Origin of the sequence: Paenibacillus methanolicus, assembly GCF_008124765.1 — a bacterium.
In the GTDB taxonomy this organism is placed as follows: Bacteria; Bacillota; Bacilli; order Paenibacillales; family Paenibacillaceae; genus Paenibacillus_Z; species Paenibacillus_Z methanolicus.
This window is the reverse complement of the sequence record NZ_VNHS01000014.1, coordinates 71,271-96,448: the sequence shown is the minus strand read 5'-3', so window position 1 is coordinate 96,448 and position 25,178 is coordinate 71,271. Positions and strand designations below refer to the sequence as shown.

27 protein-coding genes and 1 pseudogene are annotated in these 25,178 nt (G+C 59.0%); 6 read left to right on the top strand and 22 right to left on the bottom strand.

The annotated features are described in order from the left end of the window. Positions 1-13: 13 nt before the first annotated feature. From BCM02_RS30700 to BCM02_RS30690, 3 genes are all read right to left on the bottom strand, one after another. Entirely contained in the window at positions 14-544 is a 531-nt protein-coding gene (locus tag BCM02_RS30700) for a sigma-70 family RNA polymerase sigma factor (protein ID WP_148932953.1), read from the bottom strand. A gap of 186 nt (positions 545-730) precedes the next feature. After that, complete coding sequence (locus BCM02_RS30695; RefSeq protein WP_148932952.1) at positions 731-1,072, bottom strand: hypothetical protein; 342 nt, start codon at positions 1,070-1,072, stop codon at positions 731-733. A 70-nt stretch (positions 1,073-1,142) separates the two neighbouring features. Further along, positions 1,143-1,658 carry a hypothetical protein gene (locus BCM02_RS30690; RefSeq protein ID WP_148932951.1) on the bottom strand — a complete coding sequence of 172 codons (516 nt, stop codon included), beginning with the start codon at positions 1,656-1,658 and terminating at the stop codon, positions 1,143-1,145. A gap of 261 nt (positions 1,659-1,919) precedes the next feature. Here BCM02_RS30690 and BCM02_RS30685 point away from each other — a divergent pair, with 261 nt between their 5' ends. Next, positions 1,920-3,629, top strand: coding sequence for an alpha-glucosidase (locus tag BCM02_RS30685; protein WP_281288258.1), 1,710 nt, complete (start codon positions 1,920-1,922; stop codon positions 3,627-3,629). A gap of 200 nt (positions 3,630-3,829) precedes the next feature. Here BCM02_RS30685 and BCM02_RS30680 read toward each other — a convergent pair whose 3' ends face one another. The 8 genes from BCM02_RS30680 to BCM02_RS30645 all read right to left on the bottom strand — a co-directional run bounded on the left by BCM02_RS30680 (position 3,830) and on the right by BCM02_RS30645 (position 10,172). Beyond that, positions 3,830-4,360, bottom strand: a complete 531-nt coding sequence (locus BCM02_RS30680; protein ID WP_148932950.1) for a TetR/AcrR family transcriptional regulator — start codon at positions 4,358-4,360, stop codon at positions 3,830-3,832. Between the two features lie 214 nt (positions 4,361-4,574). Continuing rightward, on the bottom strand, positions 4,575-5,033 hold the full coding sequence (locus BCM02_RS30675) for a hypothetical protein (RefSeq protein WP_148932949.1): 459 nt from the start codon (positions 5,031-5,033) through the stop codon (positions 4,575-4,577). A gap of 12 nt (positions 5,034-5,045) precedes the next feature. Next, entirely contained in the window at positions 5,046-6,038 is a 993-nt protein-coding gene (locus BCM02_RS30670) for a DUF3231 family protein (protein WP_148932948.1), read from the bottom strand. A 145-nt stretch (positions 6,039-6,183) separates the two neighbouring features. After that, positions 6,184-6,720 carry a hypothetical protein gene (locus BCM02_RS30665; RefSeq protein ID WP_148932947.1) on the bottom strand — a complete coding sequence of 179 codons (537 nt, stop codon included), beginning with the start codon at positions 6,718-6,720 and terminating at the stop codon, positions 6,184-6,186. 77 nt (positions 6,721-6,797) lie between these two features. Next, a complete protein-coding gene (locus BCM02_RS30660; protein ID WP_148932946.1) occupies positions 6,798-7,244 on the bottom strand; it encodes an ArsR/SmtB family transcription factor in 447 nt (148 codons plus the stop codon). A 945-nt stretch (positions 7,245-8,189) separates the two neighbouring features. Then, a complete protein-coding gene (locus BCM02_RS30655) occupies positions 8,190-8,804 on the bottom strand; it encodes a TVP38/TMEM64 family protein (protein WP_148932945.1) in 615 nt (204 codons plus the stop codon). 117 nt (positions 8,805-8,921) lie between these two features. Then, entirely contained in the window at positions 8,922-9,698 is a 777-nt protein-coding gene (locus tag BCM02_RS30650; RefSeq protein WP_148932944.1) for an HAD family hydrolase, read from the bottom strand. Positions 9,699-9,740: 42 nt separating this feature from the next. After that, a complete protein-coding gene (locus tag BCM02_RS30645) occupies positions 9,741-10,172 on the bottom strand; it encodes a hypothetical protein (protein ID WP_148932943.1) in 432 nt (143 codons plus the stop codon). Between the two features lie 246 nt (positions 10,173-10,418). On the opposite strand from BCM02_RS30645, the gene BCM02_RS30640 reads away from it, so the two are divergent. Next, positions 10,419-10,946 carry a GNAT family N-acetyltransferase gene (locus BCM02_RS30640; protein ID WP_148932942.1) on the top strand — a complete coding sequence of 176 codons (528 nt, stop codon included), beginning with the start codon at positions 10,419-10,421 and terminating at the stop codon, positions 10,944-10,946. 144 nt (positions 10,947-11,090) lie between these two features. Here BCM02_RS30640 and BCM02_RS30635 read toward each other — a convergent pair whose 3' ends face one another. Next, the gene (locus BCM02_RS30635; protein ID WP_148932941.1) at positions 11,091-11,333 is read right to left on the bottom strand and encodes a hypothetical protein; all 243 of its coding nucleotides are present in this window, start codon (positions 11,331-11,333) and stop codon (positions 11,091-11,093) included. A gap of 165 nt (positions 11,334-11,498) precedes the next feature. Next, positions 11,499-14,156, bottom strand: a complete 2,658-nt coding sequence (locus tag BCM02_RS30630; RefSeq protein WP_148932940.1) for an endo-beta-N-acetylglucosaminidase — start codon at positions 14,154-14,156, stop codon at positions 11,499-11,501. Between the two features lie 244 nt (positions 14,157-14,400). Here BCM02_RS30630 and BCM02_RS30625 point away from each other — a divergent pair, with 244 nt between their 5' ends. Next, positions 14,401-15,663, top strand: a complete 1,263-nt coding sequence (locus BCM02_RS30625) for a hypothetical protein (RefSeq protein WP_148932939.1) — start codon at positions 14,401-14,403, stop codon at positions 15,661-15,663. A gap of 93 nt (positions 15,664-15,756) precedes the next feature. Here BCM02_RS30625 and BCM02_RS30620 read toward each other — a convergent pair whose 3' ends face one another. From BCM02_RS30620 to pnuC, 8 genes and pseudogenes are all read right to left on the bottom strand, one after another. After that, on the bottom strand, positions 15,757-16,527 hold the full coding sequence (locus tag BCM02_RS30620; RefSeq protein ID WP_148932938.1) for an SDR family NAD(P)-dependent oxidoreductase: 771 nt from the start codon (positions 16,525-16,527) through the stop codon (positions 15,757-15,759). 58 nt (positions 16,528-16,585) lie between these two features. Further along, the gene (locus tag BCM02_RS30615; RefSeq protein ID WP_246183626.1) at positions 16,586-16,993 is read right to left on the bottom strand and encodes a hypothetical protein; all 408 of its coding nucleotides are present in this window, start codon (positions 16,991-16,993) and stop codon (positions 16,586-16,588) included. 15 nt (positions 16,994-17,008) lie between these two features. Beyond that, positions 17,009-17,158, bottom strand: a pseudogene (locus BCM02_RS36705) (TetR/AcrR family transcriptional regulator); the annotation flags it as partial. A 72-nt stretch (positions 17,159-17,230) separates the two neighbouring features. Next, positions 17,231-18,058 (bottom strand): TIGR02452 family protein, encoded by an 828-nt coding sequence (locus tag BCM02_RS30610; protein WP_148932936.1) that lies wholly within the window; start codon positions 18,056-18,058, stop codon positions 17,231-17,233. A gap of 47 nt (positions 18,059-18,105) precedes the next feature. Beyond that, positions 18,106-18,657, bottom strand: coding sequence for a riboflavin biosynthesis intermediates N-glycosidase (locus tag BCM02_RS30605; protein ID WP_148932935.1), 552 nt, complete (start codon positions 18,655-18,657; stop codon positions 18,106-18,108). Positions 18,658-18,659: 2 nt separating this feature from the next. After that, a complete protein-coding gene (locus tag BCM02_RS30600) occupies positions 18,660-19,547 on the bottom strand; it encodes an NUDIX hydrolase (protein WP_148932934.1) in 888 nt (295 codons plus the stop codon). A gap of 22 nt (positions 19,548-19,569) precedes the next feature. Continuing rightward, on the bottom strand, positions 19,570-20,583 hold the full coding sequence (locus BCM02_RS30595) for an AAA family ATPase (RefSeq protein ID WP_148932933.1): 1,014 nt from the start codon (positions 20,581-20,583) through the stop codon (positions 19,570-19,572). A 2-nt stretch (positions 20,584-20,585) separates the two neighbouring features. Then, positions 20,586-21,281 (bottom strand): nicotinamide riboside transporter PnuC, encoded by a 696-nt coding sequence (gene pnuC, locus BCM02_RS30590; RefSeq protein WP_148932932.1) that lies wholly within the window; start codon positions 21,279-21,281, stop codon positions 20,586-20,588. A 221-nt stretch (positions 21,282-21,502) separates the two neighbouring features. On the opposite strand from pnuC, the gene BCM02_RS30585 reads away from it, so the two are divergent. Continuing rightward, entirely contained in the window at positions 21,503-22,027 is a 525-nt protein-coding gene (locus tag BCM02_RS30585) for a hypothetical protein (protein WP_148932931.1), read from the top strand. 344 nt (positions 22,028-22,371) lie between these two features. Here BCM02_RS30585 and BCM02_RS30580 read toward each other — a convergent pair whose 3' ends face one another. Further along, positions 22,372-23,376 (bottom strand): AraC family transcriptional regulator, encoded by a 1,005-nt coding sequence (locus BCM02_RS30580; protein ID WP_148932930.1) that lies wholly within the window; start codon positions 23,374-23,376, stop codon positions 22,372-22,374. Positions 23,377-23,493: 117 nt separating this feature from the next. Here BCM02_RS30580 and BCM02_RS30575 point away from each other — a divergent pair, with 117 nt between their 5' ends. Both BCM02_RS30575 and BCM02_RS30570 read left to right on the top strand, forming a co-directional pair. After that, entirely contained in the window at positions 23,494-24,186 is a 693-nt protein-coding gene (locus tag BCM02_RS30575) for a DUF4386 family protein (protein WP_187434495.1), read from the top strand. 4 nt (positions 24,187-24,190) lie between these two features. Continuing rightward, a complete protein-coding gene (locus BCM02_RS30570) occupies positions 24,191-25,150 on the top strand; it encodes an NAD-dependent epimerase/dehydratase family protein (protein WP_148932928.1) in 960 nt (319 codons plus the stop codon). Positions 25,151-25,178: the final 28 nt, after the last annotated feature.

Below are 25,178 nucleotides of genomic sequence, written 5' to 3'. Positions count from 1 at the left end.
GCTTAGGCTCGCATCAGCCTCTGCCCAGCGCGTCAGGCAGGCCCGCCTTCGCCGCGCTCTGCTTCAGCTTCTCGGTCGCCCGTTGAATAAGCGTGCCGACGACGGGAAGGCGGACGTTCAGCCGTTCGGCGATCTCCGCATAGCTGTATCCGGAGTGTCGAAGCAACAGCACCTGCCGGTCGCGCTCGGGGAGCGCATCCAGCCACCCCCGCACCTCTTCTTGGTCCATCTGCCGCAGCAGCTCCTCCTCGCCGGAGACGGCGGCCGCTTCGCCCCCGTACAACTGCTCCTGCTTGTTCTGAAGCTTGCGCTCCCTAGCCTTCTTGTCCATATAGTCATAGCCGGCCCGCGTCAGCACCCGGTGAAGCCAGGCGCCGATGGCGGCGGGATCGTCCGGCGGATTGCGGTACAGCTTCACGAAGACGTCCTGCGCCAAATCGTCGGCCGCCGCCTCGTCGCGCACGAGCGCCGCGAGCTTGCGCCGAACGATCGGGTAATGTTCGAAGAATATCGTTTGAAAATATTCGGTTTCCGGAAATTCCATTCGTTTAGCCTCCTTTCGGCTGCAGCTATTAGGAAGACGGACGACCGCCGGGATTTATATCAGCTTGCGAGAGTTTTTTTTAATTTTCATTCCGGAGAAATACAAAACCATCGCCCGGCAGGCGATGGTCGAGACTAGGGGAAAGCAGCGGATTCCCCTTGTTGCCGCAGGTCTGGCACTACCCGCCTACAGATTGGGATTGAAATGCGCCAGGATCCGCATCGCCAGCATCATCGCCTCCTGATTGGCCCACGATCGATAATGCGGCATGACGAGCGGATCGAGAAATAGAATCAGCCAGCAAACCGCCGCTGTCGCGAGCGCCTGCCACCAATAACGGCCGGCCCGGCTGGCCCGCCACAGGTTGACGACGATCGGCGCTACGACCGCCGCGGAGAACCCGGCCGCGAGCAGGGCAAGCGGCACGTAGCCCTCCATCGCGTAATGCGCCAGCCGGCTCCACAACACGTACGCATACGCGAAAACGGCGTTTATCGCCGCCAGCCATAGGTAACTTCTCGCCCGCATTCGAGTACCCTCCTCCATTACGCCGCTCTTCTCGTGCGGAACGTCACCGCTTCGCCGCCGTACATCTTGCCTAATCGCCAAGAAGATCTACGAGATCGTATGCTTGTTCCATCCTATCCCAATTCATTTCCAAGGAATAGTTTTCCAGTCTGCGCCTTACCGCCTCGTTACCCAGATCCGTTCCAGACAGAAGGATGGATATACTGGTCTTGCCCGATGAGAATGGCGCTATCTCCACGTATTGAACGTCCTTCAAATAAGAGACAGCGCCATGCTGGCCAGACGACTTCGACAGCAAAGCCAACGTTACGTTCTTCATGCCGACATAGTTACGATTCCGGATATCGACCGTAAGCGTGGCAAAGGTATAGCGCTGTGCATCGCCAAGCTGCTCCCTTTCATGAACATATACGACGCCTCCCTTACTTTCGCTAGCACCGAACGGGTAAGAAGTTGAATCGTTCGCTGCGGCGGATCTTACGTCCGTATAGACCAAGTTTGCCTTCGGGGGCATTAGCTTGAAGCTGATCAAGCCGTGCCCCAGATAATCGACTATGAATACAAGAGCGAACATCAGAATGGGCATAACCGCTGCTTTTTTTATAACTTCCCCTCCCAGAGCACCATTCGCGCATCATGAGACTCCTCGTAAAAAGCATGTATACTGCGCGCCAAACTTTTGGCCGTCCGTCCGTCCGATTCCCGGAAATTTCTTCACCTCTATACATTGGACGATCGTATCGCTCGCTTTGTTTCATCGCATTCAGACAACAACCAGGGCCATGTTTATTCAAGCCTGGATTGTCATACACTACCATCATCTGGATTTCGCAGCAGAAAGGCGGTTATGAAGACGCGCATGACGATTACGCCCAAGCACTGGCAGGAAGCCGTCGTTTATCAAATTTATCCGCGCAGCTTCATGGACGCGAACGGTGACGGCATCGGCGACCTGCGCGGCATCATTGGCAAGCTCGATTATTTGCGCAAGCTCGGCGTGGACGTCGTCTGGCTGAGCCCGATCTACCGTTCCCCGGGAGACGACAACGGCTACGACATCAGCGATTACCGGGAGATCGCCGAGGAGTTCGGCACGATGGACGATTGGCGGGAGCTGCGCGACGGTCTGCATGAGCGCGGCATGAGGCTCGTCATGGACCTGGTCATCAATCACACCTCCGACGAGCATCCGTGGTTCGAGGCGTCGCGCGCTTCGCGGGACAATCCTTACCGTCATTATTATATCTGGCGCGATCCGAAACCGGACGGCTCGGAGCCGAACAACTGGGTATCGGTCTTCGGCGGCTCCGCCTGGCAATTCGACGAGGTAACCGGACAATATTACTTGCATCTGTTCTCGCGCAAACAGCCCGATTTGAACTGGACTCATCCGAAGGTGCGAGAATCGCTGTACGATATGATCCGCTGGTGGATCGGGCAAGGCATCGACGGGTTCCGGATGGACGTCATCAACTACATCTCGAAGACGGAGGAGCTTCCGGACGCGGAGCGGCACGGCGGCGCGCGTTACGCGTGGGGCGGCGATTATTTCGTCAGCGGGCCCCGGTTCCTCGAATTTCTGGCGGAGATGAACGAGCAGGCGTTATCGGCGCGCCCCGGCCTGCTGACGGTCGGCGAGATGCCCGGCGTCACCCCGGAGCAAGCGCATCGCTATACCGGCGACCCGGCCTACGGCATGAACATGGTGTTCCAGTTCGAACACGTGGATATCGACGGGGGCGGCGGGGACTGGTTCCGCGCCGGATGGTCGCCCCGCGAGCTGAAGGGAATTCTGCACAAATGGCAGCTCGCGCTGTCCGACGAAGGCTGGAACAGCCTGTATTTGAACAATCACGACCAGCCGCGCGCGGTGTCGCGCTTCGGTCAGGACCGGGAGCACCGGGTCGCGTCGGCCAAAATGCTCGCTACGCTGCTGCATACGCTGAAGGGTACGCCGTACGTGTATCAAGGCGAGGAGCTCGGCATGACGAACACGTATTTCCCGTCGATCCGGGATTACCGCGACGTCGCCACGCGCAATGCTTATTTCGAGCAGGTGGAACTTCACGGCGTCCATCCGGCCCGCATGCTCGAAGCGATTCACCGCAAAAGCCGCGATAACGCGCGAACGCCGATGCAGTGGACCGGAGGCGCGAACGCCGGCTTCACGACCGGCACGCCGTGGATCGGCATCAATCCGAACTACCGGGAGATCAACGCGGCGCAGGCGGTCGACGATCCGAATTCCGTCTTCACTTATTACCGTCGGCTCATCGCGCTGCGCAAGGCGCATCCGGACGTGCTCGTCTACGGCCGTTACGAGGCGTTCGCGGAGTGGCACGAGCATATCTACGCCTATACGCGCACGGCCGCAAGCGGCGAGCGATGGCTCGTGATGCTCAACTTGACCGCCATCGATTCGTGGCTGCAGCTGCCGGATCATCTGCGCCATGACGCGCGCGACGTTATCCTCGGCAACTACCCGCTGATGGCCGAATGGGACATCATGGAGGTATCGCTGCGGCCATATGAGGCGCGCGTGTACCGGCTAAGGTAACGGTCATTCGGGATATTGTCCGGCGCAACGCCAAAGAGAGCCGCCCGCGTAAGCAGCTCCCCCTCTCGATAACGCGCATGATGCGCGCCGCGAACAGGGCAGCCGCACGAAGGCGACTCTCTTTTGCCTAATCTGCTCTCGTACCGAAGCGACGAACGAACCGGTCCATCTCGCGCCCGTCCTTCTCCGTTCTCCGCCGGCTACTCCCGATGTCCCTTGTATAGCAGACCCGGCATGTCCAGCGCCAACGAGACGTTACACAACAGGCCTCTGGCCATGAAGTCGCTCGTACGCTTGGCCGCGTCCGGCGCGCCGCTCTGTTCGAAGGCGCCCTCCACAAGCTCGATCACGCCGCGCATCCCTTGGCGCATCGCCTCGCGGACCGGCGTCTCTTGAATCGTTTGCGCCTGCATCTGCAGCAATATTTCGCTCCGATGGGAAGCCATGATCGCTTCATACGCCTGAATGAGCGCTTCTTCGAGCCGCTCCGGCGCCTCGGCGGCGATCACGCGCTCGAATGCCTGCCGAACGCGCTGCCAGGATACCTCGAGCGCTTCGACGAGCAGCGACTCCTTCGTGAAGAACCGGTATACGTAAGGCTGCGAAATGTTCGCCCGTTCCGCCACCTGCGCGGTCGTCGCCCGGTAATAGCCGATCTCCGCGAACACGTCGATGGCCGCGGCGACGATATCCGTCCGGCGGTTCGCGGACGTACCCGTGCTTTTCGCCATATGTCGCTCCTCCTCCTCTATTTTTATTGATTAACCAATTACATATAAGTTCAGTTTACTGCATACGTCCCTTTCGCGCAAGCCTTTCCAATCACAACCTGCGCGCCATCCCCTGCCTTCCTCTTCTTTCCCTCCACAATCGTCGCCGCTATCCTCCTTCCGTCAGCCGCCGGGGCAACCGGCAGGCTTCCGGGCGGGCGAAAACGGCCGCGCTTTACGATTTCCGCCATCTCTTGAGCACCTGCTGCAGCAGCAGACCCGCCGCCAGACCGACGAAGCAGCCGATCATGGGCAGCCAGACGGGGCCCCAGACGACGCCGAATATCCGATTCTTGGAGTAAAAGACGCCTACCGTCGCGCAGTATGCCGCCATGACGGAGGCCGTGAAGGAGAACCCTCTGCCCGAACCGGGAATCCGGTACGCATCCCAGATGCCGAACATATAGAAGCACGGGTAGAAGAGCAGCCATTGGTAGTTCGCCGTGCGCACGGCCTCCTCGATCTCGCCGAGGAAGCTCAACATAATGATTTCATTTAAATGTGCATTGACATTGATCAGCAGTTCGGCGGCAATGAGAATCACACCGGTTAAGTAATGTTTCTTCAGCAATTGACCAAACCCTGGCAGTGCGATGCTCCATAGAACCTTTTCAATTTGCTCCGATTTGGTCATGACATTCACCCGTTACGATGGAATTAAAGCGTCGCGTTCGATCGCGCCCGGAATTTTCTCGAGCCAGCCCTTCTCGATCATTAATTCGGCTCCGTCGTCCGCGAACGTGCCCACCTCGGCCGCGAAGCGGAGGTAGGCCGAGGCCAAATCCCGGCGCGGGCTCGCGGAGGCCGCCGAACCGTAATTGCCGATCCCGATCGCGGTCAGGGAGAGCGTGTGGAATAAGATGAACTTGTCCGTGAACGGCGCCTCCGTGGAGGCCGTCACCTCCGCTTCGAACGCGCCCGGCGCCGGTAGCTGATCATCCTTCAAGAATTGGCTGAACACGTCGATATGCTTGGACGCGATATCCCGGGCGCGAATCGTGAAATCCCGCACTTCCTTGGATTTAGCCGTCTGAGAAAAGCCGATCATGAGCGCTTTGCCCAGCCCGTTGCTGAGCGTGTTCAAATGCAGATGCGTGATCTCCACGGCGTTCAGCGGGCGGCGGTCGCCTAGCAGCCCGTTCAGCCACCCTTCCTTCCGCACCTTCTCCGCCGGCGCCGGCGCAAGAATCGGCGCGCGCATATAAAATCCTTTATCCAACAGCATCGTCGTCGCCCGCTCGAGCAGCTCGGCCGCGGTCTTCAAGTTCTGGTTGAAGAATTCCCGCAGGTCCGCCCGCGTCGAAGTCGCCAGCGCGAGCGAATACGCCACCGTGCCGCCGATGCCCATTTGGCGCATGTAATAGAGCATGATTAAATCGGAGAACAGCCGAGGCGCGTCCACATGGACATCCTGCTCGGAGAACGCGAGCGGCAGCACGATCTCGCCTCGCTTCTCGAGCTCTTTTTTGAAGGCCATATGATCTTCCGTCATCCCGAGCGCATATTTGAGGAGATCCTTGACCTCGCGTTCCTCCGCCGTGGCGATGAAGTAGCGCAGCACGCCGTTCGCCATGCTGTCGCCCAGAAACCCCGTCCAGATCGGTGCCACTTCTGCCGCCGTCAAGTGCCGCTCTTTCATCATACAGACTCCTTTCCGCTAAACATGCTCCCTATAAAATTCCCAATCCGCTCCAAAATAACCAGATCAAAGGGTTGGATAAAACAAAAAAATCCCCCTTCGCAACGAGGCGCTGCCTCGTATGCAAAGGGGGGATGAAGCCGGGTTATTTCTTCTCGTAGCCCGTGACAATATACTTGGATTTCGCGCCGTCCCATTTCAGGGTATAAACGCCGCCGTCCGCGGTCGTCACGGCGTACGTATCGTTCTCGCCGTCGATTTGAACGTCTTCCGCGCTCTTCGTCGCCAGAATCGAAGCCGCGAAGAACGGCTCCGCGTTCACGAGCGTGCTCTCGCCGCTCTTCTTGTCCGTGACGTAGTGCGCGACGATCGCGTCCGCGAGCGCCGGATCGAAATAGTTCGCCAGCAGCGACTTCGCCTTCTCGGCCGTGCCGGTGACCGGATCGAGAATCGGCGTGCCGTCCTCGAGCGTCGCTTTCCCGAACAGCGTGCGTACTTTATCCTCGGCGATCTTGGCGGCCGTGTACGCTTTCTGCTTCGCCTTCTCGGCATCCGGTGCCTGGTTCTGGGTTCGCGCTTCGCCTGGCGTCTCCTTGTTCGGCGTCTCGTCCGAATTTCCGGAGCAAGCTCCGAGCGTCAATGCGACAAGCGCGACGAGAATGGCGGTTAATGTTGTCTTCATGCGTAATGATCCTCTCTTGCATCTATTCTTAGAATATCGCCTGGCCATCATAGATAAGGTAACCACTCGAACTATTCCTAATGCCCTTCTTCCGCGGGGACGATGTCCACGTTAATCAGCAGGTCTCGATGATCCGGCTCGCGCTTGCGCAGCGAGGTCCGCTCCTCCCACTTGCCGAGCAATTCGACGAATTCCTGCTTCAGCTGCAGCGCCTCCTCCGCGCTGAGCAGCAGGCGCGTCTCCACGCCCGGCCTCGGATGCGAGCGGCTATGGAAGACGGTCGCGACCGACTTGTAATACTTCTCGACGATGCCGTTCAGCTCGCGGGTCTCTACGATCTCGACCAGCTTGCCTTCGAGCAGCCGCTTCAAATGGTAATGCACGTTGCCGGGCGTCTCCTCCAGCTGCACCGAGATCTGCTTCACCGTGCGGGGCGTGTCCTTCAGCGCGTGCAGCAGCTTGACCCGCAGCGCGCTTGCCAGCAGTTTCTGCTGTTCGAGGTTGATCGATAACGGATGGCTCATGGAGGCTAACTCCTTTAGAATCAAGTATTCTAATTTTCCAGAACGTACTGCAATTATAGATTGGGTGCAAAAAAGCTGTCAACCCCCGTCCGCTCCTCCGACCGGGTACTAGCGAAAGTTGGTACTGCCCGCCATCCTTCGCCCTAGGCTAAACTAAACGTAACGAGATTACGAACGCCGACTCACCGCTTCGTCCGCTTGCATCCGTCCGCCGCCGTTCGTCCTCCGCGTCCGTGCGTCCGCACAAGACGCGCACGCGACTGCCTTCCGAATCCGGCTCCCCTCCTCCCCCGCCAGGGTACTCTCCGCTCCAGCCGGATCGCGCTTCTACGCACGCCCCTCTCCGCATGAACCGCCCGGCTTCCTCGCCTCTCGCCTCTCGCCCCCGCTTCGGCGCCCGCTGCAGGTTAAGAGGGCTCCGCCCTTTTGACCCGACTTTTATTGCTCCCTCCCCCTTCCCCCTCCGCTGCAATGCTGTCAGGTTAAGAGGGCTCCGCCCTTTTGACCCGACTTTTGTTGCTCCCTCCTCCCACCTCCTCCGCCGAGGAGGCTCCAAAGGGCTTTGCCCTCTGGACTCCCTTCTTCGTGCAGTCACCATTATTCGCGGTTGGCGAGTGGGCTTGAGCGGGGCACGCTTTTGTCCTGTCGGACAAAGCTTCAATAGGTTTTGAAGTCCTCCTAAAACTTAAGCCTATCAACTTACGGCCCTAGTTGGCTTCATCCGACGTTTTTCCTTAACCTGACAGCATTGCCCCCTCCGCTGAGGGGAACCAAAGGGCTTTGCCCTCGGAGCCCGGAAGAACGCCCGTTCTTCCGGGCTTTCCCGTTTGGTCTCGCTTTGGGCCTCCGCCCCGCGCGATCGACGGCAAACAGCCTCTTGCCGTCGATCGGCAAGAGGCTGTTCCTATGTATGATTGGGATGCGAGTAACCTGACCGCCGCGCCCTTACGTTCCCGACGCGGCGCTCGCGCGCGTGAACCAGGCTTCGATCCGCTTGCTGACGATGAACGAAATAAGGACGAACAGACCCACGTACAGCAGCCGCGCCGGCTCCCGCATGAAACTCTCCACGTCGTGGCCGATCATCGACACCGACATGACCATGACGGCCTTGCCGAACACGATCGCGATCAGGAAGGACCGCAGCGGCATGCGCGCGAGCGCGGCCGCGATGTTGATGACGACGAACGGACCGACGGGGAACAGGCTGAGCAGAAACACGTACCCGAACGAATTGCGCCGAATCCAGACCACGCTCCGCTGCACGCGCGGCTTGGCCGCCCACTTGAGCGCGTAACGATGCTCGCCGAGCCGCCGGAAGATCAGGAACGTCGTCATGCAGCCGGCGATCATCCCGAGCCAGGAATACAAGAAGCCGAGCCATAAACCGTACACCGCCGCGTTGACGCCGACGATAATCAGCGTGGGCAACGGCGGGACGAACGATTTCATAAAGGTCAGCGCGATGCCCGGCAGCGGGCCGAGCGATCGGTATCGGTCGAGGAAATGCCGTACGTCCTCTTCGGTCAAAGACGTCAACGTATCGATTAGGGAAGACATGGGCGCACTCCGTTTTTCGCGGCGTACAAGGGACGCCTTCATTGTTGCTAACCATTATACACATTGCTTCTTCGCGGGCATAGCCAAATGTTGCCTTCAACCACGCAAACCGGCTTCTTAGGCCAACCGTTCCAACACCGCCGCGACGCCGTCCTCGTCGTTGGTCCCCGTCACGTGCCGGGCCGCGCTCTTCAGGAGGGGGACCGCATTACCCATGGCTACGCCGTATCCGGCCATCTGCAGCATGTCGACGTCGTTCATGTCATCGCCGAAGGCAACGATCTCCGAAGCCGGCACGCCGTAATGCACGCATAACCGAAGCAGCCCCGCCGCTTTGGAGACCGACTTGTTCATGATCTGCAGCAGCCGTCCGCCGTCGGTCAGCACGACGTTCGCCCGTTCCGCGAACGCTTGCGCGATCGCGTCCGCCTCCCGGAACGAGGTCAGCAGCACCTTGGTCGCGGCCTGCAGCCGAAGCTCCGACAGCGGACGGATCGTCGGTTTGAATTTGGAATGATAGAACCCCGGATCGTCGAGGTCCCGGTTCGCGAACCACGCGTCGTTCACCTCCATGCTAATATGACACTCCGCCATGTGCCGCCCGCAATAATCGAGCAGCTCGGCCGTCACGTCCGCTTCGATCGGCAGATGCTCTTCGATACCCGACTGCGTATCGCGGATGAGCGCTCCGTTATAGAAGACGAAGGAACTGATGCCGAGCAGCTCGACGGGCAGCAGCTCCGTCACCGACCTCGGCGGCCGGGCCGTCGCGATGACGATCCGCTTGCCCGCCCGATGACAGGCCAGCACCGCCGCCGCGTTCCGCGCCGACACCCGCTTATCCGATCCGAGCAGCGTGCCGTCCAAGTCGAGCGCAATAATCGAACCTTTCATATCCACATTCTCTCCCCCCTAGCTTCAGTCTCGTAATGCCTCCTACCGTTGCTGGCGGGATCCATCTTCGGCGCGCAGCTCCGCTTGAGTTAAATAGCGGTAGCCCGTTAAGTAATATTGAGCCGACACCGTATCATTCCGCAGCCACAGCTCGAGCTGGTCGCCCTTCGGCCGGCATACTCGTACCGCTATCGCATAATAGCGCGCGCCGTGCATCGCGTCGACGGGATGCGCCCGCTCCCGGACCCTTCTTGCCGTGACCCGTTCGTTGATCGCCGCGATCCGCTCGCACCCGTATTGCGGATAAGCTTCCCGGTAGATCCCGCCGATCGCGCTCCGTACGACCGGATCCAGCTGCTGCAGCAGCGCGGCCCCCAGCAACTGCTCGCGGGGGACCGCGCCGGCGCGCGAAGCGTTCGAGAGCAGGACAGCCGCGGCTAGGACCAAGAACGCCGCGGTCTTTTTGTTGGACATCTGGCATCGCACCACCTTGGTTTTTTCCTAGTATATCCAAAAAAAGCGCTATTCTCCCTCGTCCTATGCTTTCTCTATTGCCTTACGCCCTGCTCACCTCGCTTGGATTTTCCATATTTTATCACAACAATGATTCACCGGGCAGAACTTTTATGGCGTTATTTAACAGGAAAGGCGCGGATATACTCACAGTTGATCATGGTGTGGTAAATTTAGGATGTTAGTTATTAGGGAGGTGAAACGACGATGACGGCACATGCATTCGTATTCCCGCCGCTCGAGACGGAACGGCTGCGGCTTGCGCTGCTGACGCTGGCGGATGCCGAGGCGGTGATGCGGCATTTCGGCGATGAGCGGGTCACCGCATTCATGGACATTCCGCCCTGCCGGTCGATCGCGGAAGCCGAGGAAATCATCCGATTCCATCTGCATGATTCGGGATGCCGTTGGGGTCTGTTCGACCGGCTGAACGGCGAGCTGATCGGCACGTGCGGCTTCCATTGCTGGGCGGAGCAAGCGCCTGCGCGAGCCGAGATCGGCTTCGATCTGTCGCCCGCGTATTGGGGGCAAGGGTTGATGCTCGAAGCGCTGCGTCCCGTCGTCGCCATCGGCTTCGAGCGTATGGAGCTCGCCTACATCGAGGCAACCGCGGAGCCGGCGAACGAGCGATCCGCCCGATTGCTCGCGAAGCTGGGGTTCGAAGAGGCAGACGCGCTGCGGGAGGGCCTGAGGTATTTTCGGCTGCGGCGGGCACGTTGGGAGACGTTCCAATAGAACGCGAACGAAAGGCCGAGGCGGGATCGCGCCGCCGCGATACGCGTTCAATTATCAACGGAGTGAAGATATCGGAGCGGTAAACATGGCAAAAAGGCATCGGCGCACGTTCGTGCCCGATGCCTTCATCTTCGTATCGCGCGCTTAGCCAGACAGCCGTTGTCCGTCGTCCGGGCTGAATTCGGCCGTCTCCGCCGGCTCGTCCGGTTGCGTCTCTTCTTCCAGAAAGAGATCGTTCAGCGAGCTGAGCGAGCCGTCCTTCTCGACCTGAAAGACGTCCATTCGGCCGTCCTCCTCGATCGTCATCTCGATGCAGCAGTTCCAGCAATAATACTGCCGGGTGCCGATGCGGCCAATATCGATGGAATTGCAATTGATACATTTCATGGGCGATGCTCCTAACGGGATCCATAGTCAACGATAGCGGGAATCTAGTTCTAGCATTCCCTTGATTGCTAGCGTTTAAACCCCGAGGACCGCGACCGCGACTCCAAAATCAAGAGGCTGCGCGCCGTCATGGCGCGCAGCCGCTCTCCGCGTTCGATCGCAAGCTTACGGACGAAGCCCGTGCACCTCGAACTCGTAAATGCGCGCCGCCGTATCGCCGCCCTGCGTCGGCTTCACGACGACCAGCTTCACGTAACGCGCCTTCGTAACGGCGATCGCGTCGAACGTCTCGGCCGCGGCATTGCCCTTCGCCGCGACGACGTCCGTCCAAGTCGTACCGTCCGCGCTGACCTGGATGGTGTAGTCGCTCGTGTTGAAGCCCGACCATTCGCCGCCGGCCTCCGCATGCTTAATCGTAAAGCCGCCGATGTCGTACATCCCGCCAAGGTCGAGCTGCAGCCAGTGCGGCGCATTGCCAAGCGCGCACCACTTGCTGTTGTTCGTCACCTTGCCGTCGACCGCGTTCGGCGCGCCCTCGGCCGCGCCGCAGGCATGGTCGGCCGTCGCCGGCGCGTTCAGCGCCAGGTTGACCGCCGATGCGGCCGATGCGCTGACCGTAATGAGCGCCTGCTTCGTCACCGTGTCGTCGCCGGAGCTGTTCGATGCCGTCAGCGTCACGGCATAGACGCCCTCCCGCGCATAGGAGACGACCGGATTGTTCGCCGTCGACGCGGCCGGCGAGCCGCCTTCGAACGTCCACGTCCAGCCTTCCGTCACTTCCGTCGACAGATCGGTGAACGTCACGCTCTCCCCCGGGGCAACGAGCGTCTTGCTCGCCTTGAACTGGGCGATCGGCTTCGGATACGCCGGCCACTGCAGCTTCGTCTCGGTAGCCGGTCCCGGCTGGTACTGCCCGTTCACCGGCACGACCTTCAGGACGGTGGCCGCTTCCTTGTTTATCCGACGCATCTCCGGCACGTAGAACACATGGTTGCCCGTCGCGCCAATGAGCGTCTGGCTGCCATCCGGCAGCACGCGGTAGATTTCGTAGTGCTGCGCCTTCTGCTTCGACTCGTTCCAGACGAGCCTTGCATCGCCGTAGATGCCGTCGCGGATGTCCGCGCCCGTTATCTTCAAGCCCTGCACGCCCGGCAGCGGCTTGACGTGATCGTTGACATTCGCGATCGACAGCTTGCCGACGCGAATCTCGAAATTCGGGATCGTCTGCTTCGCGTCCAAGTAGAGCGACAGCGACGCGATCCGCTTGCCTTTGTACGGCGTCAAGTTGACGGTCGCGGTGGTCCAATCCGCAGCCTCGCGGCCTCTGAGATCGACATAGACCGTCTTGCCCGGCGCGTCCGCGAACGTCAGCCCCGCCTTGAGGATCGCCTCGCCGCTCGCCTTGTACGTCAACGCCAGCTTCGTGCTTGCCCCGACGGGCAGATCGGCGCGGTATAGCTTCACGTTCGTCGCGTTGACAGGGCTTAACTCGCCCGCGATCTTGAGCGAGCTGCCGCCATAATAAGCGTCCGTCCAATCGATCGACGGCGTCAGCGCCGTGCCTTGGCTCTCCGCGATCCAGCGCCACGTCGGCAGCACATCCTGCAGACTGCGGTTGTTCCAGCCGCTCTCGCGCACCTGCTTGCCGCTCACGAAGAACTTCTGTCCGCTGCCGGTATTGAAATGGGTCGTGAACGGCATATCGTTCACCGGCGAGGACTCGGCCACGTCGTTGGCGATCCCTTTCCATGCCTGATCGGTCGCGGTATTGGCCGGATTCCCGTTCGCGCCGACCCAGAACCGATTCTCGCGCGCGAAGAAATCCGCCATGCTCTCCGCGCCGTTAAACGCCCAATCCGGCCGGTAGATGCCAAGCGAGGTCACCGCCGGCTTACCCTCCGGGAACAGCAATCCCCAGTTGACCTTCGTGTCGTAGCCCTTCGCCTCCACGTCGATCCCGGCGTACAGCTCGAACGGGCTGCGAGAGAGGCTCATCGCCTTATCGGCCGACGTGTTCAGCTCCCGCCACCAGAAGTTGAGGAACATGCTGTCCGCGATCTTCTGTCCGCCGTCTTGGAGGAACATCGCGTTCTTGTCGTTCAGCGCGTTCTGCCAGGCGATCTTCCCGTCCACGGTCATGGAATCGTACCACATGATCTGCATGTTCGCGGGCTTCTTCTGCTGGATGTACTGCAGGAACGCCTGCATCTGCTTCGCGTCGGCCGACGTGCCGCCTTCAGTCTCCTGGTTGATGAACCAACCGTCGAAGCCGTAATAGCGGGCCACCTCGAGCAATTTATCCGCCGCCGGGAAATTGCCGTTCGCGTCCTGCCGGATCATCTGCTTCACCCAGTCGTACTTGCCCCCGTACACGGACGGCGGGAAGAAAATCGTCCCGAGGATCGGCACGCCGTTCTTATGCGCCGCGTCGATCGTGTCCGCGCTCGGCGGCACGATGATGCCTTCGCCCGCGGAGCCGCCCCAATAGACGAGCTTGTCGACGTACTGCCAGTAGCCGAACGTGTTCGCGCCGAATTTGTCGGAGCCCTGCGACGGCACGCCGCTCGTCCCCTGATTAAGCGCGGAGAGCGCCACGACTTTCGGCTCCGCCGTCGCGTTCGGGTTCACGCCCGGTCCGCCCACGCGGTCGCGCAGCGGCTCGACGCTCCGGTTGAACGCGGCATCCGGGTCCTTCGCCGCCTCCCATTGCAGCAGCTGATCCGGGTACCAGTACGACGAATAGGGCTGTTTGGCCATGGCGGTCGCCGACAGCGCCGCGCATACCGCAAGCGCCAGAACGAGGCTTGCCCCAAGCTTTCTCATACGTCAAATTCCTCCTCGATACGATGTAATGATTGCGCTTACATCGTATCAATGGCGCCGCCCGTCCGAAAGTGGAATAATGACAGGTCGGGATGGACATATGACAGGTTGCGGCAATCGCATTGTGCCGGCCGTCCCTTCTTGCAGCCGCGGAATTACCAAATTTCGCGCGAAATCATAAATAACGCAGGTAGCAACTGGCAATAGTATAGGAGGACATCCAGCCTATAGGAGAAGATTCCCGATGCCGCATCAGAAGTTCCAGTCCGCCGCCATCAAGCCCCGCTATTCCAAAGGGCAGATATCCGTCTTGGGCATTAACTCGGTTTATCCCCGCACCCCATGGGTTACGGCCTGGTGGTCGGTGGTTTTCCCCGGCTTCGGGCACATGTTTGTAGGCAAGTACCTGCACGGCTTCGTACTGGTTATCTGGGAGCTAGTCGTCAACAACCAAGCCAATCTTAACCGAGGGATCGCGTTATCCTTCCACGGCCGGTTCGAAGAGGCGACGGCGCAATTGAATCAGGACTGGGTGCTGCTCTATGTGGCCGTGTATGTGTACAGCATCTGGGACAGCTACCGCAACGCGGTCGAAATCAACAAAAGCCATGTCCTGTCCGAGATCGAGGATGCGCCGGTCACGCCTTCGGACGTCAGTTTCTTCGATATCAGCATTCTGGATAAGAAGAATCCGTGGGTCGGCACGATCTGGTCCATTCTCTCTCCCGGCTTGGGGCAATTGTATAGCGGCAGCACGGTCGTCGGCACCTTCGTGCTCGCTTGGTGGATATTTGTGTGCCATAAAGCCGTGGCCATCCGGTCGTGGCTCTACTCGTTCCTGGGGGATTTCGACGGCGCGGCCGCGATCGTGGACTGGCAATGGTTCCTATTCCTGCCCTCCATGTACGTGTTCGCGGTCTATCAAGCCTATACGTCGGTCAATGAGAACAATATATTATTCGATATCGAGCAAGTTCGATACTTGAGAGTGAGGGCTGAACAATTGGGCCACCTGCGCAGCATTACCGAAAATACGACCTTGCACGTTATCGCCACCTTCGAGCATTCGCCCTTCGTGGAGATGGTGATCCACGATATCGAGAAGTTAGGCGTACCGCCGCAGAATATCGTGGCGCTGCCGCTCTCCAACCTGGATTCTCAGCCCCATGTCATCGACACGATTCATCGGGTGGATGGGCGAAGCATGCTGGACGGCGCCATGGTAGGCGCCGCGATCTTCATGGTGCTGGGCACGATCTATGGCTTCGTCTTGCACTGGGGGCCCGTCATTTGGGCGCTGATCGGCTTGGTTGGCGGCTTCTTCCTCGGACTGGCCGTCGAATTCGCGCTTAATAGGAAGAAAATCAATTTGTCGTCGGCCCCCAAAAGCGAGGTTGTCCTCGAGGTTACCTGCAGCGCCACGCTGCAGGCGCAGCTTATTAACGTGCTGAAAAAACGGAAGGCAATTGGGCTCGCGGTGATGCCGAAACGGTATCCCGTGACGTGAAAAGGCGTCCCCGCCCATGACGGTCGCTCATCAAAAAACCTCCGCGAATGCGCTATTCGAGGAGGTTCTTCAGCTCTCGCATCTACAGACAGTCTAATGTTTCCCGGCCGTTACGCCGCCGTCAACGGGGAGAATGGCGCCCGTTATCCAACTCGCTTCGTCGCTTGCCAAGAATAAGATTGCGGACACCATGTCCTGAGGCTGCCCAATTCTCCCTAGCGGATGAAAGGCGTTGAAACTGTCCAATACGCTCCTCATTTGCTCTTGGGGAACGAAGCTTTCGTACACCGGCGTTTCTACTATAGCGGGAGCAACCGCGTTCACGCGAATTCGTTCGTTGGCAAACTCTATGGCCAGGTTGCGCGTTAACGCGTGTCTGCCCGCCATGGCGGCAGAGTATGCGCTTGAAGGAGTGGCGCCGATGGCTTGAGTTGCCCACATTGAACCGACATGGACGATTGCTCCGCCGCCGCGCTTTATCATTTCGGGAATGACGGCTTGCGCGATAAAAAACGAGCCTTTCACGATCGTATCCACATAGGCGTAAAAGTCGGTTTCCGTATGCTCCAAAAAAGGGGTAGGCTTAAAAATTCCCGTGCTGGAAATCAATACATCGATGCCGCCAAATCGATCAACGGCTGCCTTCACAATGGACGCAGAAGTTTCAAGCTGCCTGATGTCCCCCGCGATCGCCAGCACGCGTTCCCCAGTCGAGTCGATTTCTCCCGCAGCATCCAATAATACTTGCTCCCGACGGCCATTGATAACCACTTTAGCGCCTTGCCTCGCTAATGCAATCGCCGTTGCTTTCCCGATTCCGCTCCCGCCTCCTGTGATAACAGCCACTTTACCATGAAAATTCATATTCACGACTCCTTCGTTTACCTACTAATAGGTAGGTTATATTCGAAAAACAACCGCTTTAGTTCGGTTCTAAAGCGGTTATTAATTCTTCGGCAATTTCATCGAACTTGTCGATGTCCTTAAAGCTGCGCGCAAGCAACTGCGCTCCCTGAAGCGCCGCAAGAAACGTATGGGCCCGACTCTTCGCCGTCCCCTTAAAGACTAGCGCGCCGGCCTTTAAGCCATGGTCCATAACTTGCTCCAGCCATGTCAAATTCGTGGAAAAGTAGTCGGTCAGCTTCTCTTGAACCTTCTCCGGCAGCGTAATATAGTCCGTTCCGTACATGACGCCTAAACAGAGCCGAAATTCATGAATGGGCCCGGCTTTGTAAAGCGCGGCAAATTTGCGCAGCTTCTCCAAGTCGCTCACCGCGAGCGCATCGATTTGCGTCAAAGCAGCCCTGAAATGAACATGATACCGCGCCACTAACGCCTCTCCCAAATCCGCTTTGTTAGGAAAATGGTAATGGATGCTTGCTTTCCGAATTCCGACTTCTCTAGAAATATCCGCGTAACTGAATGCATTGAATCCTACGGATTGAACGAGAAGCTGGGCTGTATCCAAAATCTGATCCAACGTGTTATTGTTCATACCCACATATTACCTACCAGTAGGTAGACTGTCAAGCGATTTTCTTCTTGCCTTCCCGTTCTTCGCCGTCCATTATCCATTCCACTCCCGTTCAAAAGCACGTATGCACGCCCCCGCTTTGGACGTATCCAACACGGCAAAGCGAATGTCCGCGAACAAGCGCCCTAGCTCCTCGTCCTCCAACAACTCGCGCCACCACTTGGCCACTTTGACCGGATCGTTCCGGAAAACGCCGCAGCCATATGCGCCCAGGATGAGGCTGCGATCGCCTTGATAGGCGAAGATCGCCAGCGCCAGCCGCATCCGGTTCTTCATCGCGCGCTCCGCCTCCTCGGGGTCTTCGCCCTTGAGCACGACCTGCCCATAGTTCACGGCGGGCAGCGTCAGTACCGAGGCGGTCGCCGGCCGTTCGAGCAGGCCGAACCGCTCGTCGCGGAAGAACGCCACGTCCGGCGAGTAGATGGCATGGTCGGTATACATCATCGACGGGCAAGCCCGATTCGCCTTGTAGTAGGCTTCATGGCGCAGCTGCGCTTCATATAATCCGCTGGAAGCCGCCAGGCTTTCTTCCTGCGCCATCGCGCCGTTCAGGAACCCGCCGCCGGGGTTCTTTGCGCTGGCGAAATTGAGCACGCCGACCCGCGTCTTCCCGGCTGCAGCCCCGTCCAAGATAGCCTTCACCGTGGCCTCGTTGGCGACGGAATAGACGGCCGCTTGCGGCAACTTCGGCAGCCCGCCAATTTCCTTGACCAGCGCTTCCCCTTGTTCCGGCGTGATCAGCTTGCTGTTCGCCTCGGACTGCCGCTGCGCCGCGGCGAAGTCGACCTGGCGTCCTTCGTAGTCATAGCAGCCTTGTTGCTGGATGCGCAGCGTTTCCGCCGCTATTTCTTTTCGGTTCATTGTGGTTTCCCTTCTTTCTTTCATCACGGCTTCCATGCCGGCAAAAACTAACCCCGCAGCAGTTCGTCCCGCGCCTCGGTAAGCGCGAAGCCGAGCAGATTGCTACCCTGCCACTTCAGCGGATTGTTCACGTCTGGATTGGACTGGCCCATGCCGATCCCCCAAATGCGATCCTGCGGGCTCGCTTCGACCAGAATACGGTTGCCCGTCGACTTGAGATAAACGCCGAGCGCCGGATTTTGGGCGAACTTGGCCAAGCTGCCGCGCAGGACGATGCCGTAGCATTCGCGATCCCATACGTCCTTGTCGAAGTTCCGGACCGCGCGCCCGTAGGCTTTCATCTCCTTCGGATGCTTCGACTTCAGGATCGCCTCCAGCATGTCGTCATCGCCGAACAACCGAGCCTTCTCGGCCATCATGAACTGCTCCGCGCACGAATATTCGGTTACCCCCACCGTAAACGGACTCATCCACCACTGGCTGAAACAGCTTTTGTCGACGGTTCCGTCCTTTGGCGGCGTGTGGCCCCAGAAGAACACGTATTTGAACGTCTCGCCTGCTCGATAGGCGTCTCTTAATTTCTCGATCGTGTAGATCATCCTTACTCCTCCAACCTTCTCCGATACAAACGGGACGGACGATGGCCCGCGTTCTCCGTGTAATGATCGGTCTCCGCCACGAGGTCGGCCACTTTGCGCCGGAAGGCGGCTTTCAGCAGCTCCTTATCCAAAATCACCTCGTATACTTGCTGCAGCTCCGTCAACGTGAACAAAGGCGGCATCAGATGCAGGGCGATGTCGGTGTAATTCACTTTGCCCCGGAGCCGCTCGATGGCGCAGGCGATGATCTTCGCATGGTCGAACGCCAAGCCGTCATTCGCGACGATGGCGTACGCGGTCGACGTCGAGGTCGCTCTTGCCGTCACCGTCCGCGCCACGACTGCCGTCAACTCTTCCTCCTCGCTGCTGAGCTTAAGTTCGTACTCCAGCGTCTTCACGTATCCGTCCTCAACATGCTCCTTCCGCTCCCGCAGCAGCCGGTAGGTCGCCTTGAACCAAGCCGCCTCGGCCGCGTCATCCCCTGCCTGCAGCTGAAGGTGCTCGCCGTTGATCAAGGCCATATAACTGCAGCTCATCACCCATGCGCGGGGGTCGCGCCCGACGTCGCTGAACGTGTACAGCTGCTCCAAATACACGTCGTCCACGCCGGTTTCCTCGCGCAGCTCGCGCGCCGCCGCCTGATCCGTCGTCTCGTTCGGACGGACGAAGCCGCCCGGCAGCGCCCATTTGCCCAGGAACGGATGCCCGCCCCGTCGAATGAGCAGGACGCGCAGCTCTTTGTCCGGCAGCTTGCGGTAGCTGTCCGCCTCCGTATCCGTGACGGTGACAATGACCATGTCCGCCGCCACCGAAGGCCGCTCGTAATCCCCGACCCGGTACCGCTCCAGAAACTCGCGTTCCGTCAGCCCGTCGCGATCCAATACGTCCAACTCTCCTGCCTCCTTTGGCGGGTTATTCGCCATGCGCCGCTCCGAAAAAGTTCGCGTACGGCTCGAACTTGGCCAATACCTCGTCGACTTTGCGGATCCGCTGCTCCAGGCTACCCCGCAGCGTGATATACGGAATCCGGCGCTCCTTCAAATCCGCGATGATCTGCTTATGGAACACGTGCCGCTTCTGATCTCCGCTCCGGTCCCACGTATCGTCGTACGGAATATCGTCGTCGCACAGGAAGAACAGGTCGTACCGCCGCGCGTTCTCCAGCGCGATCCGCGTCAACAGCTCCGGCGCCCGGCCGTGGTAGTCGAGGGCGAACATATAGGTCGTAATCGCGTTCGTATCGACGAACAGATACCGGTTCGCTTCCAGCAGCGCCCGCTCCTCGCGCTCGAGGTGGCCGGTCGCGATCTCGTCGAACGCTTCCAAGCCGATCCGGCGGTCCACCTGATGCTCCGTCCAGTAATCGCGCCCGTATTCGCTCGCGAACGTCGTGCGATAACGAGCCGCCAGCGCTTCGGTGATCGTCGATTTGCCCGTGGACATCGCGCCGACGAGCACCACCTTCGTAATCAAATCCCGGTAGACGACGTCGCTGACGAATTCGCGGTACTTGTACGGATCGGAGCGGACCATCGTGGCCGAGATCGGCACTTGCCCCCGGGCTTCGTCCACCCGCCGGTCCACCGCGCCTAAGGCGATGCTCATATGTTCGCCATAGAACTCGCTGGAGTAGAAGTGCGTCACCTGCTCGCCTTTCAGCAGCCCCAGAATGTACTGCTCCTCCCGAATCTCGTGCTCCCGGTCGTTCGAGTACCCGTCCGGTCCGTCCCACGCTTCGATGACCCGCACGGTCGGATACAGCTTGCGAATCCAGTTCGCCCGAATATGCAGCGGAATCGGCGTCACCGGCGTCTCGTAGATGACGACGATCAGCTCGTCGACCTCTTGCAGCGCCGTCTCGATCATATATTGATGCCCCTTGTGCAGCGGCGCGAACTTCCCCAGCGTTAATCCCAGCGTCTTCATGCTTATCCCTCCTTGACCCCTTTGCTCCAATTGTAGTAGCCATATACCGCATTCACCAAATACGCGCTCCACATGACGATCATGAGCCATCCATCGCCGCTGCCGTCGAGCAGCCGTATGACCCAGAGCAGCACCGTGAACAAATTCAACACGATATAAACCAGCCACTGCTCCTTGAATCTTCTCACCATGAGAATGGTCGCCACGACCGACAACGCCGTCGTCGCGGCATCGATGTAAGGCGAATTCTGCTCCGGGATGAACGATAATCCGAACCCGAGCAGCAGGCTGCCGATGAGGCAAATCGCCGCCACGAGCAGCAGGCCGTTCAGCCCCATCTGCCGCATGGCGAGCTTGCCGCCGCGACGATGGCTGCGCCACATGTAGAAGCCGACAACATTCATCGGCACGAAGAACAGCAAATTCAGCGCCACTTCGCCGAACAACCCGTTGACGTAAGCCAAGTAGGCGTAACCGAGCGTATTGTACATCCCGAACACGTAGCTCATCAGATTTCCTTTAGCCGCGAGCACCACGCACAGCACCCCGGTGATGAAGACCGTAAACCCGAATACGGAATCTTTCGTGATCACCGTAATGCCGACCGCGATCGCGCTGAACAGCGCTAACCAGGCGATTTCGAATGCGTTCCAGCCTCTCCATGCGCGACTTATGTTTAACTCCTTGGCGTTCTCCATGTTGCTCCGCCTCCCGTTACGTTAGTAACTTTATGATAATAACATTTTGTTACTATCTAAAATAACAACAAATCATGGAGAAGGCAAGCAAAATATGGAACGCCCTGTCCGCATGCCTCGCGGCCCCTCCGAGCTAAACCTCCCCAATGATGCCCAAACCGCGGATAATTTTCAGGCGGCCGCACAAATTATCAGCATTCAACCCGCGATGGAGGTCCCCTATGCTAAACCATGCAATCATGTGGATTACGCTGCTTGTCCCGTGGCTCTCTTTCGTTTTCCTGAGTAAAGAGACGCTGCGCCGTTATATGCCGGTCACGATTCTCACCGCGCTGCTGATGACCATCTATGACGAAATCGCGATCGATGCGACGGATTGGATCGTCATCCATCAAAATCTCGTCCCCTTTACCGCCTTCATTCCGTTAATCCACGGCGCGTTCGTCGGGAGTACCATGTGGATCTTCTCCTTGACCTACGGACGATTCTGGCGGTATTTCCTCACGAACGTCATCTGCGATTTCGTGTTCATGTTCGTGTTCAGCCTCTTCTATGAATGGCGGGGTTTCTACAGCTTCGTGGATCGCAGCCGCTTCTGGATTTATGTTGATCTGGTGCTGCTGTCCGTCGTTATTTACGGGTATCAACAGTGGCAGGAGAAAATTATGAATCCCGATGCCGCAACGCCGCGACGATCGTCTAGCGGAGGCGGTCTGGAATGGGGGATTCGGCGCAAGGCGAGATGAGGACGGCATGACCACAATTGGGACATAGGGAAGCAATCGACCGCAAGCAGCGGTAATCGCATCATGCACGCGAATTTCAGGAAGGCCTATCCATCACAAAAGGCACCCTTCCGGGTGCCTTCGCTGCGCGGTTCGAATTCGCGATGCCCGGTTAAGGCATCTGGAACCCCGTATTATTTTGACCACTCGCGATCGTCGCCGACTTGTCCGCGGTTTACACGTTGGACACGCTGACGTTCACGCAAGGAACGCCGGAATAACAACAGTACGCGGCTGTACAGGATCGCTCCTGGACAGCCGCTTTGTCGTCGTCGGAAGATTCTGCGGCTTGTTCACACATGCGCTTAAAGACGCATCTCCCTATACCGTCCCGGCGGCAAGCCGGTCCATCGCTTGAACGCGCTCTGAAAGGCGCTCGGCTCCGAAAATTGAAGCAAATACGCGATCTCCGCCACCGTAAACCGAGGGTTCTTCAAATAATGCACCGCGAATTCCATCCGCGCTTTATTGAACAGGCGGTTGTACGTCGCATCCTCCCGCTTGAGATTGGCCTGCAGCGTACGCACGCTGACCTTGAAGTGCAGCGCCGCCTCTTGAACGCCCGGGAATGCGGCCGGCATGCTCCGGACGATCCATCGGTACACCTGATCCGCGAAAGCCTCCCCTTGCAGCAGCCGGGCTCTCGCTTCCTCCGCATAGGCTTCGAACGCGCTGAACATCTCGCCCTTCGAGAACAAGATCGGAACCTGCAGCATCTCCCGCTCCACGCTCAATAGATTGCTTTCGCGCCCGAACACGGGAGCGATGCCGAAAAGGCGGACATACGCCTCCCCATCCTCCGGGGCTCCGTGCGTGAAATGCAGTCTGATGGGCGCAATGTTCCGACAGCTTAAGGCAAGAACAATATGATAGAAGGAACTGACCATCCCTTCGACCGCGTGTCTGGAGGCTTGTCTGGACGGATCGCTCACGTTGAATCGGATGATGGTTTCCTGTCCAACCGTCTCCCACTCGATATCGATGCCGCTGCACAATATCACGTTATATCGCCGATAAGCGGCCAACGCATCGCCGATGGTTTTGCAATGCAGCAGCACATAACCTAGAATGCCGAGACTGGATAACTCGATGGTCTGTCCCAAATGCAGACCCAATAACGGGTCCTGCGTAAAAGCCGAAGCCTCCTCCAGCAAACGGTCAAACTCCTCTTCCCGCATGCGCGCCTCCGCCTCTTGCAGGAGCTTCATATCGAACGAAGCGGCTTCACGAAACAAGTCCAGGCGATACCCGTTCCTCGCCATATAGCTGAGCAGCGGATGAACGAGCGAGACCGACAAGCCATAGCCCATTTGCGTCCTCCTCCTTTGCGCAATGGCATACCTTTTTTGCGTCTGGCATCATGGGAACGAGCGACGCTCCCGCTTAAGATGATTGTATCAAATGCATCTCGCGTGGAGGAAAATAAGATGAACCGTTACAAAATGCGAACATTCGGCATTCTGCTCGTGCTCATGCCGCTGCTGATCGTCCTCTCATGGACCGGATTGATCGTCCGGTTTAATTACCCCGACATTCTGAGAGAACCCGTCGCGGCGGTCCTGCGAAAGTATCATGAAGGCGGCGCGACGCTCACCTTGTATTGGGCCGGCATGGTCGCGGCCAGCTTGCTCATCTTCCCGATCGTCCTGCTATTCGCCCGCCTTACGAGCCCGGCGAATCGAGGCCTGAGCATGGCTGCCGCCGGCGTCGGCTTGGCCAGCGCGACGTTTCACGTGCTCGGGTTCTCCAGATGGTTGTTCGCGGCGGATGCATTAGCTGCGCAATACGCCGGGCAAGACGCCCTCTCGCCAGCCCGACAAGACGCGATCGAGACGGTCTTTCACGCGCTGCATCTGTATCTCGGCGTGACGATCGGGGAGACGCTCGGATTCGCGACCATGGGCGTGTGGGCGATCCTGACGGCCGTCGCGTTATATCGGTCCGGCATCATTCGATGCGGAATAGCGGCGCTCTCCGTCGGAAGCGGCCTTGGCATTCTGTCCGGCATGCTGGAGTGGGCCGGTTGGCCGATCGCGGTCGAGATCAATGCGTATGCGTATCAGCTGTGGTTGTTGATTATCGCCTATGTGGGCATATTGTTCATCGTAAGGGGGAAGTAGCGGCATGAATCATCAGGAGCTGCATGTTATTTTCGGAACGGGCCCGTTGGGGAAATGGACGATGCGAGAGCTGCTTCGGTTGAATAAACAGGTGCGTCTCGTTAACCGAACGGGCGATCGAAGGGGCGTGCCCGAGGAAGTCGAAGTCGTGGCCGGCAACGCTTATGACCGGTCGAACGTCACCGCGCTCACGACGGGCGCCGCGGCGGTCTATCAATGCGCGCAGCCCGCGTATCCGGATTGGGTCACGTCTTTCATGCCGATGCAGCAAGCCATCGTGGACGGAACGGCCGTTCATGGCGCGCGTCTGATCGTCGCCGAGAACTTATATATGTACGGCATGCCTTCTTCCAGCCCTTTCGTCGAGAGCACGCCGTGTCGCGCGCATACCCGCAAGGGGAAGGTGCGCCAGCTCATGACCGAAGCGCTCGAACAAGCTCACCGCGAGGGGAAGCTTCGGGTCGCCCGCGTGCGCGGATCCGACTTTTGGGGCCCCGACGATAAGGCGGCAACGCCGTTCATATTCGGTCCGCTGTTGGCCGGCAAGCGGGCCACGCTGCTCGGCAGCCGGCACCTGCCGCATACGTTCACCTACGCGCCGGATTTCGGGAAAGCGTTGGCGATTGCCGGCACCCAAGACAGCGCCCTCGGCGAAGTCTGGCATGTCCCCAGCAATCCGCCGGTTACGCAAATGGAGCTCTGCCTGGCCATCGCCGCCGAATGGAACACGCGCGCCAAATCCGGCGTAGCGGACACATGGTTGATTCGGTTGCTCGGCTTGGCGAATCCCACCATGCGCGAGATGGCGGAGATGATGTATCAATGGAAGCACCCCTTCGTCATGGATAGCTCGAAGTTCAGCGCGACGTTCGGCATGCAGGCGACGCCGATGAAAGAAGCCATCGCGGATACGATACGCTGGTACCGAAATCACGTCAACACGCCGCAGTCCGCCCCTAAATAAAGAAAAGGACACCATCATCGGTGTCCTT

What these genes read in the sequence shown, in the direction of transcription:
- BCM02_RS30700 (WP_148932953.1), bottom strand. Translation starts at nt 544, where the DNA reads ATGGAATTTCCGGAAACCGAATATTTTCAAACGATATTCTTCGAACAT.
- BCM02_RS30695 (WP_148932952.1), bottom strand. Translation starts at nt 1,072, where the DNA reads ATGCGGGCGAGAAGTTACCTATGGCTGGCGGCGATAAACGCCGTTTTC.
- BCM02_RS30690 (WP_148932951.1), bottom strand. Translation starts at nt 1,658, where the DNA reads ATGCCCATTCTGATGTTCGCTCTTGTATTCATAGTCGATTATCTGGGG.
- BCM02_RS30685 (WP_281288258.1), top strand. Translation starts at nt 1,920, where the DNA reads ATGAAGACGCGCATGACGATTACGCCCAAGCACTGGCAGGAAGCCGTC.
- BCM02_RS30680 (WP_148932950.1), bottom strand. Translation starts at nt 4,360, where the DNA reads ATGGCGAAAAGCACGGGTACGTCCGCGAACCGCCGGACGGATATCGTC.
- BCM02_RS30675 (WP_148932949.1), bottom strand. Translation starts at nt 5,033, where the DNA reads ATGACCAAATCGGAGCAAATTGAAAAGGTTCTATGGAGCATCGCACTG.
- BCM02_RS30670 (WP_148932948.1), bottom strand. Translation starts at nt 6,038, where the DNA reads ATGAAAGAGCGGCACTTGACGGCGGCAGAAGTGGCACCGATCTGGACG.
- BCM02_RS30665 (WP_148932947.1), bottom strand. Translation starts at nt 6,720, where the DNA reads ATGAAGACAACATTAACCGCCATTCTCGTCGCGCTTGTCGCATTGACG.
- BCM02_RS30660 (WP_148932946.1), bottom strand. Translation starts at nt 7,244, where the DNA reads ATGAGCCATCCGTTATCGATCAACCTCGAACAGCAGAAACTGCTGGCA.
- BCM02_RS30655 (WP_148932945.1), bottom strand. Translation starts at nt 8,804, where the DNA reads ATGTCTTCCCTAATCGATACGTTGACGTCTTTGACCGAAGAGGACGTA.
- BCM02_RS30650 (WP_148932944.1), bottom strand. Translation starts at nt 9,698, where the DNA reads ATGAAAGGTTCGATTATTGCGCTCGACTTGGACGGCACGCTGCTCGGA.
- BCM02_RS30645 (WP_148932943.1), bottom strand. Translation starts at nt 10,172, where the DNA reads ATGTCCAACAAAAAGACCGCGGCGTTCTTGGTCCTAGCCGCGGCTGTC.
- BCM02_RS30640 (WP_148932942.1), top strand. Translation starts at nt 10,419, where the DNA reads ATGACGGCACATGCATTCGTATTCCCGCCGCTCGAGACGGAACGGCTG.
- BCM02_RS30635 (WP_148932941.1), bottom strand. Translation starts at nt 11,333, where the DNA reads ATGAAATGTATCAATTGCAATTCCATCGATATTGGCCGCATCGGCACC.
- BCM02_RS30630 (WP_148932940.1), bottom strand. Translation starts at nt 14,156, where the DNA reads ATGAGAAAGCTTGGGGCAAGCCTCGTTCTGGCGCTTGCGGTATGCGCG.
- BCM02_RS30625 (WP_148932939.1), top strand. Translation starts at nt 14,401, where the DNA reads ATGCCGCATCAGAAGTTCCAGTCCGCCGCCATCAAGCCCCGCTATTCC.
- BCM02_RS30620 (WP_148932938.1), bottom strand. Translation starts at nt 16,527, where the DNA reads ATGAATTTTCATGGTAAAGTGGCTGTTATCACAGGAGGCGGGAGCGGA.
- BCM02_RS30610 (WP_148932936.1), bottom strand. Translation starts at nt 18,058, where the DNA reads ATGAACCGAAAAGAAATAGCGGCGGAAACGCTGCGCATCCAGCAACAA.
- BCM02_RS30605 (WP_148932935.1), bottom strand. Translation starts at nt 18,657, where the DNA reads ATGATCTACACGATCGAGAAATTAAGAGACGCCTATCGAGCAGGCGAG.
- BCM02_RS30595 (WP_148932933.1), bottom strand. Translation starts at nt 20,583, where the DNA reads ATGAAGACGCTGGGATTAACGCTGGGGAAGTTCGCGCCGCTGCACAAG.
- pnuC (WP_148932932.1), bottom strand. Translation starts at nt 21,281, where the DNA reads ATGGAGAACGCCAAGGAGTTAAACATAAGTCGCGCATGGAGAGGCTGG.
- BCM02_RS30585 (WP_148932931.1), top strand. Translation starts at nt 21,503, where the DNA reads ATGCTAAACCATGCAATCATGTGGATTACGCTGCTTGTCCCGTGGCTC.
- BCM02_RS30580 (WP_148932930.1), bottom strand. Translation starts at nt 23,376, where the DNA reads ATGGGCTATGGCTTGTCGGTCTCGCTCGTTCATCCGCTGCTCAGCTAT.
- BCM02_RS30575 (WP_187434495.1), top strand. Translation starts at nt 23,494, where the DNA reads ATGAACCGTTACAAAATGCGAACATTCGGCATTCTGCTCGTGCTCATG.
- BCM02_RS30570 (WP_148932928.1), top strand. Translation starts at nt 24,191, where the DNA reads ATGAATCATCAGGAGCTGCATGTTATTTTCGGAACGGGCCCGTTGGGG.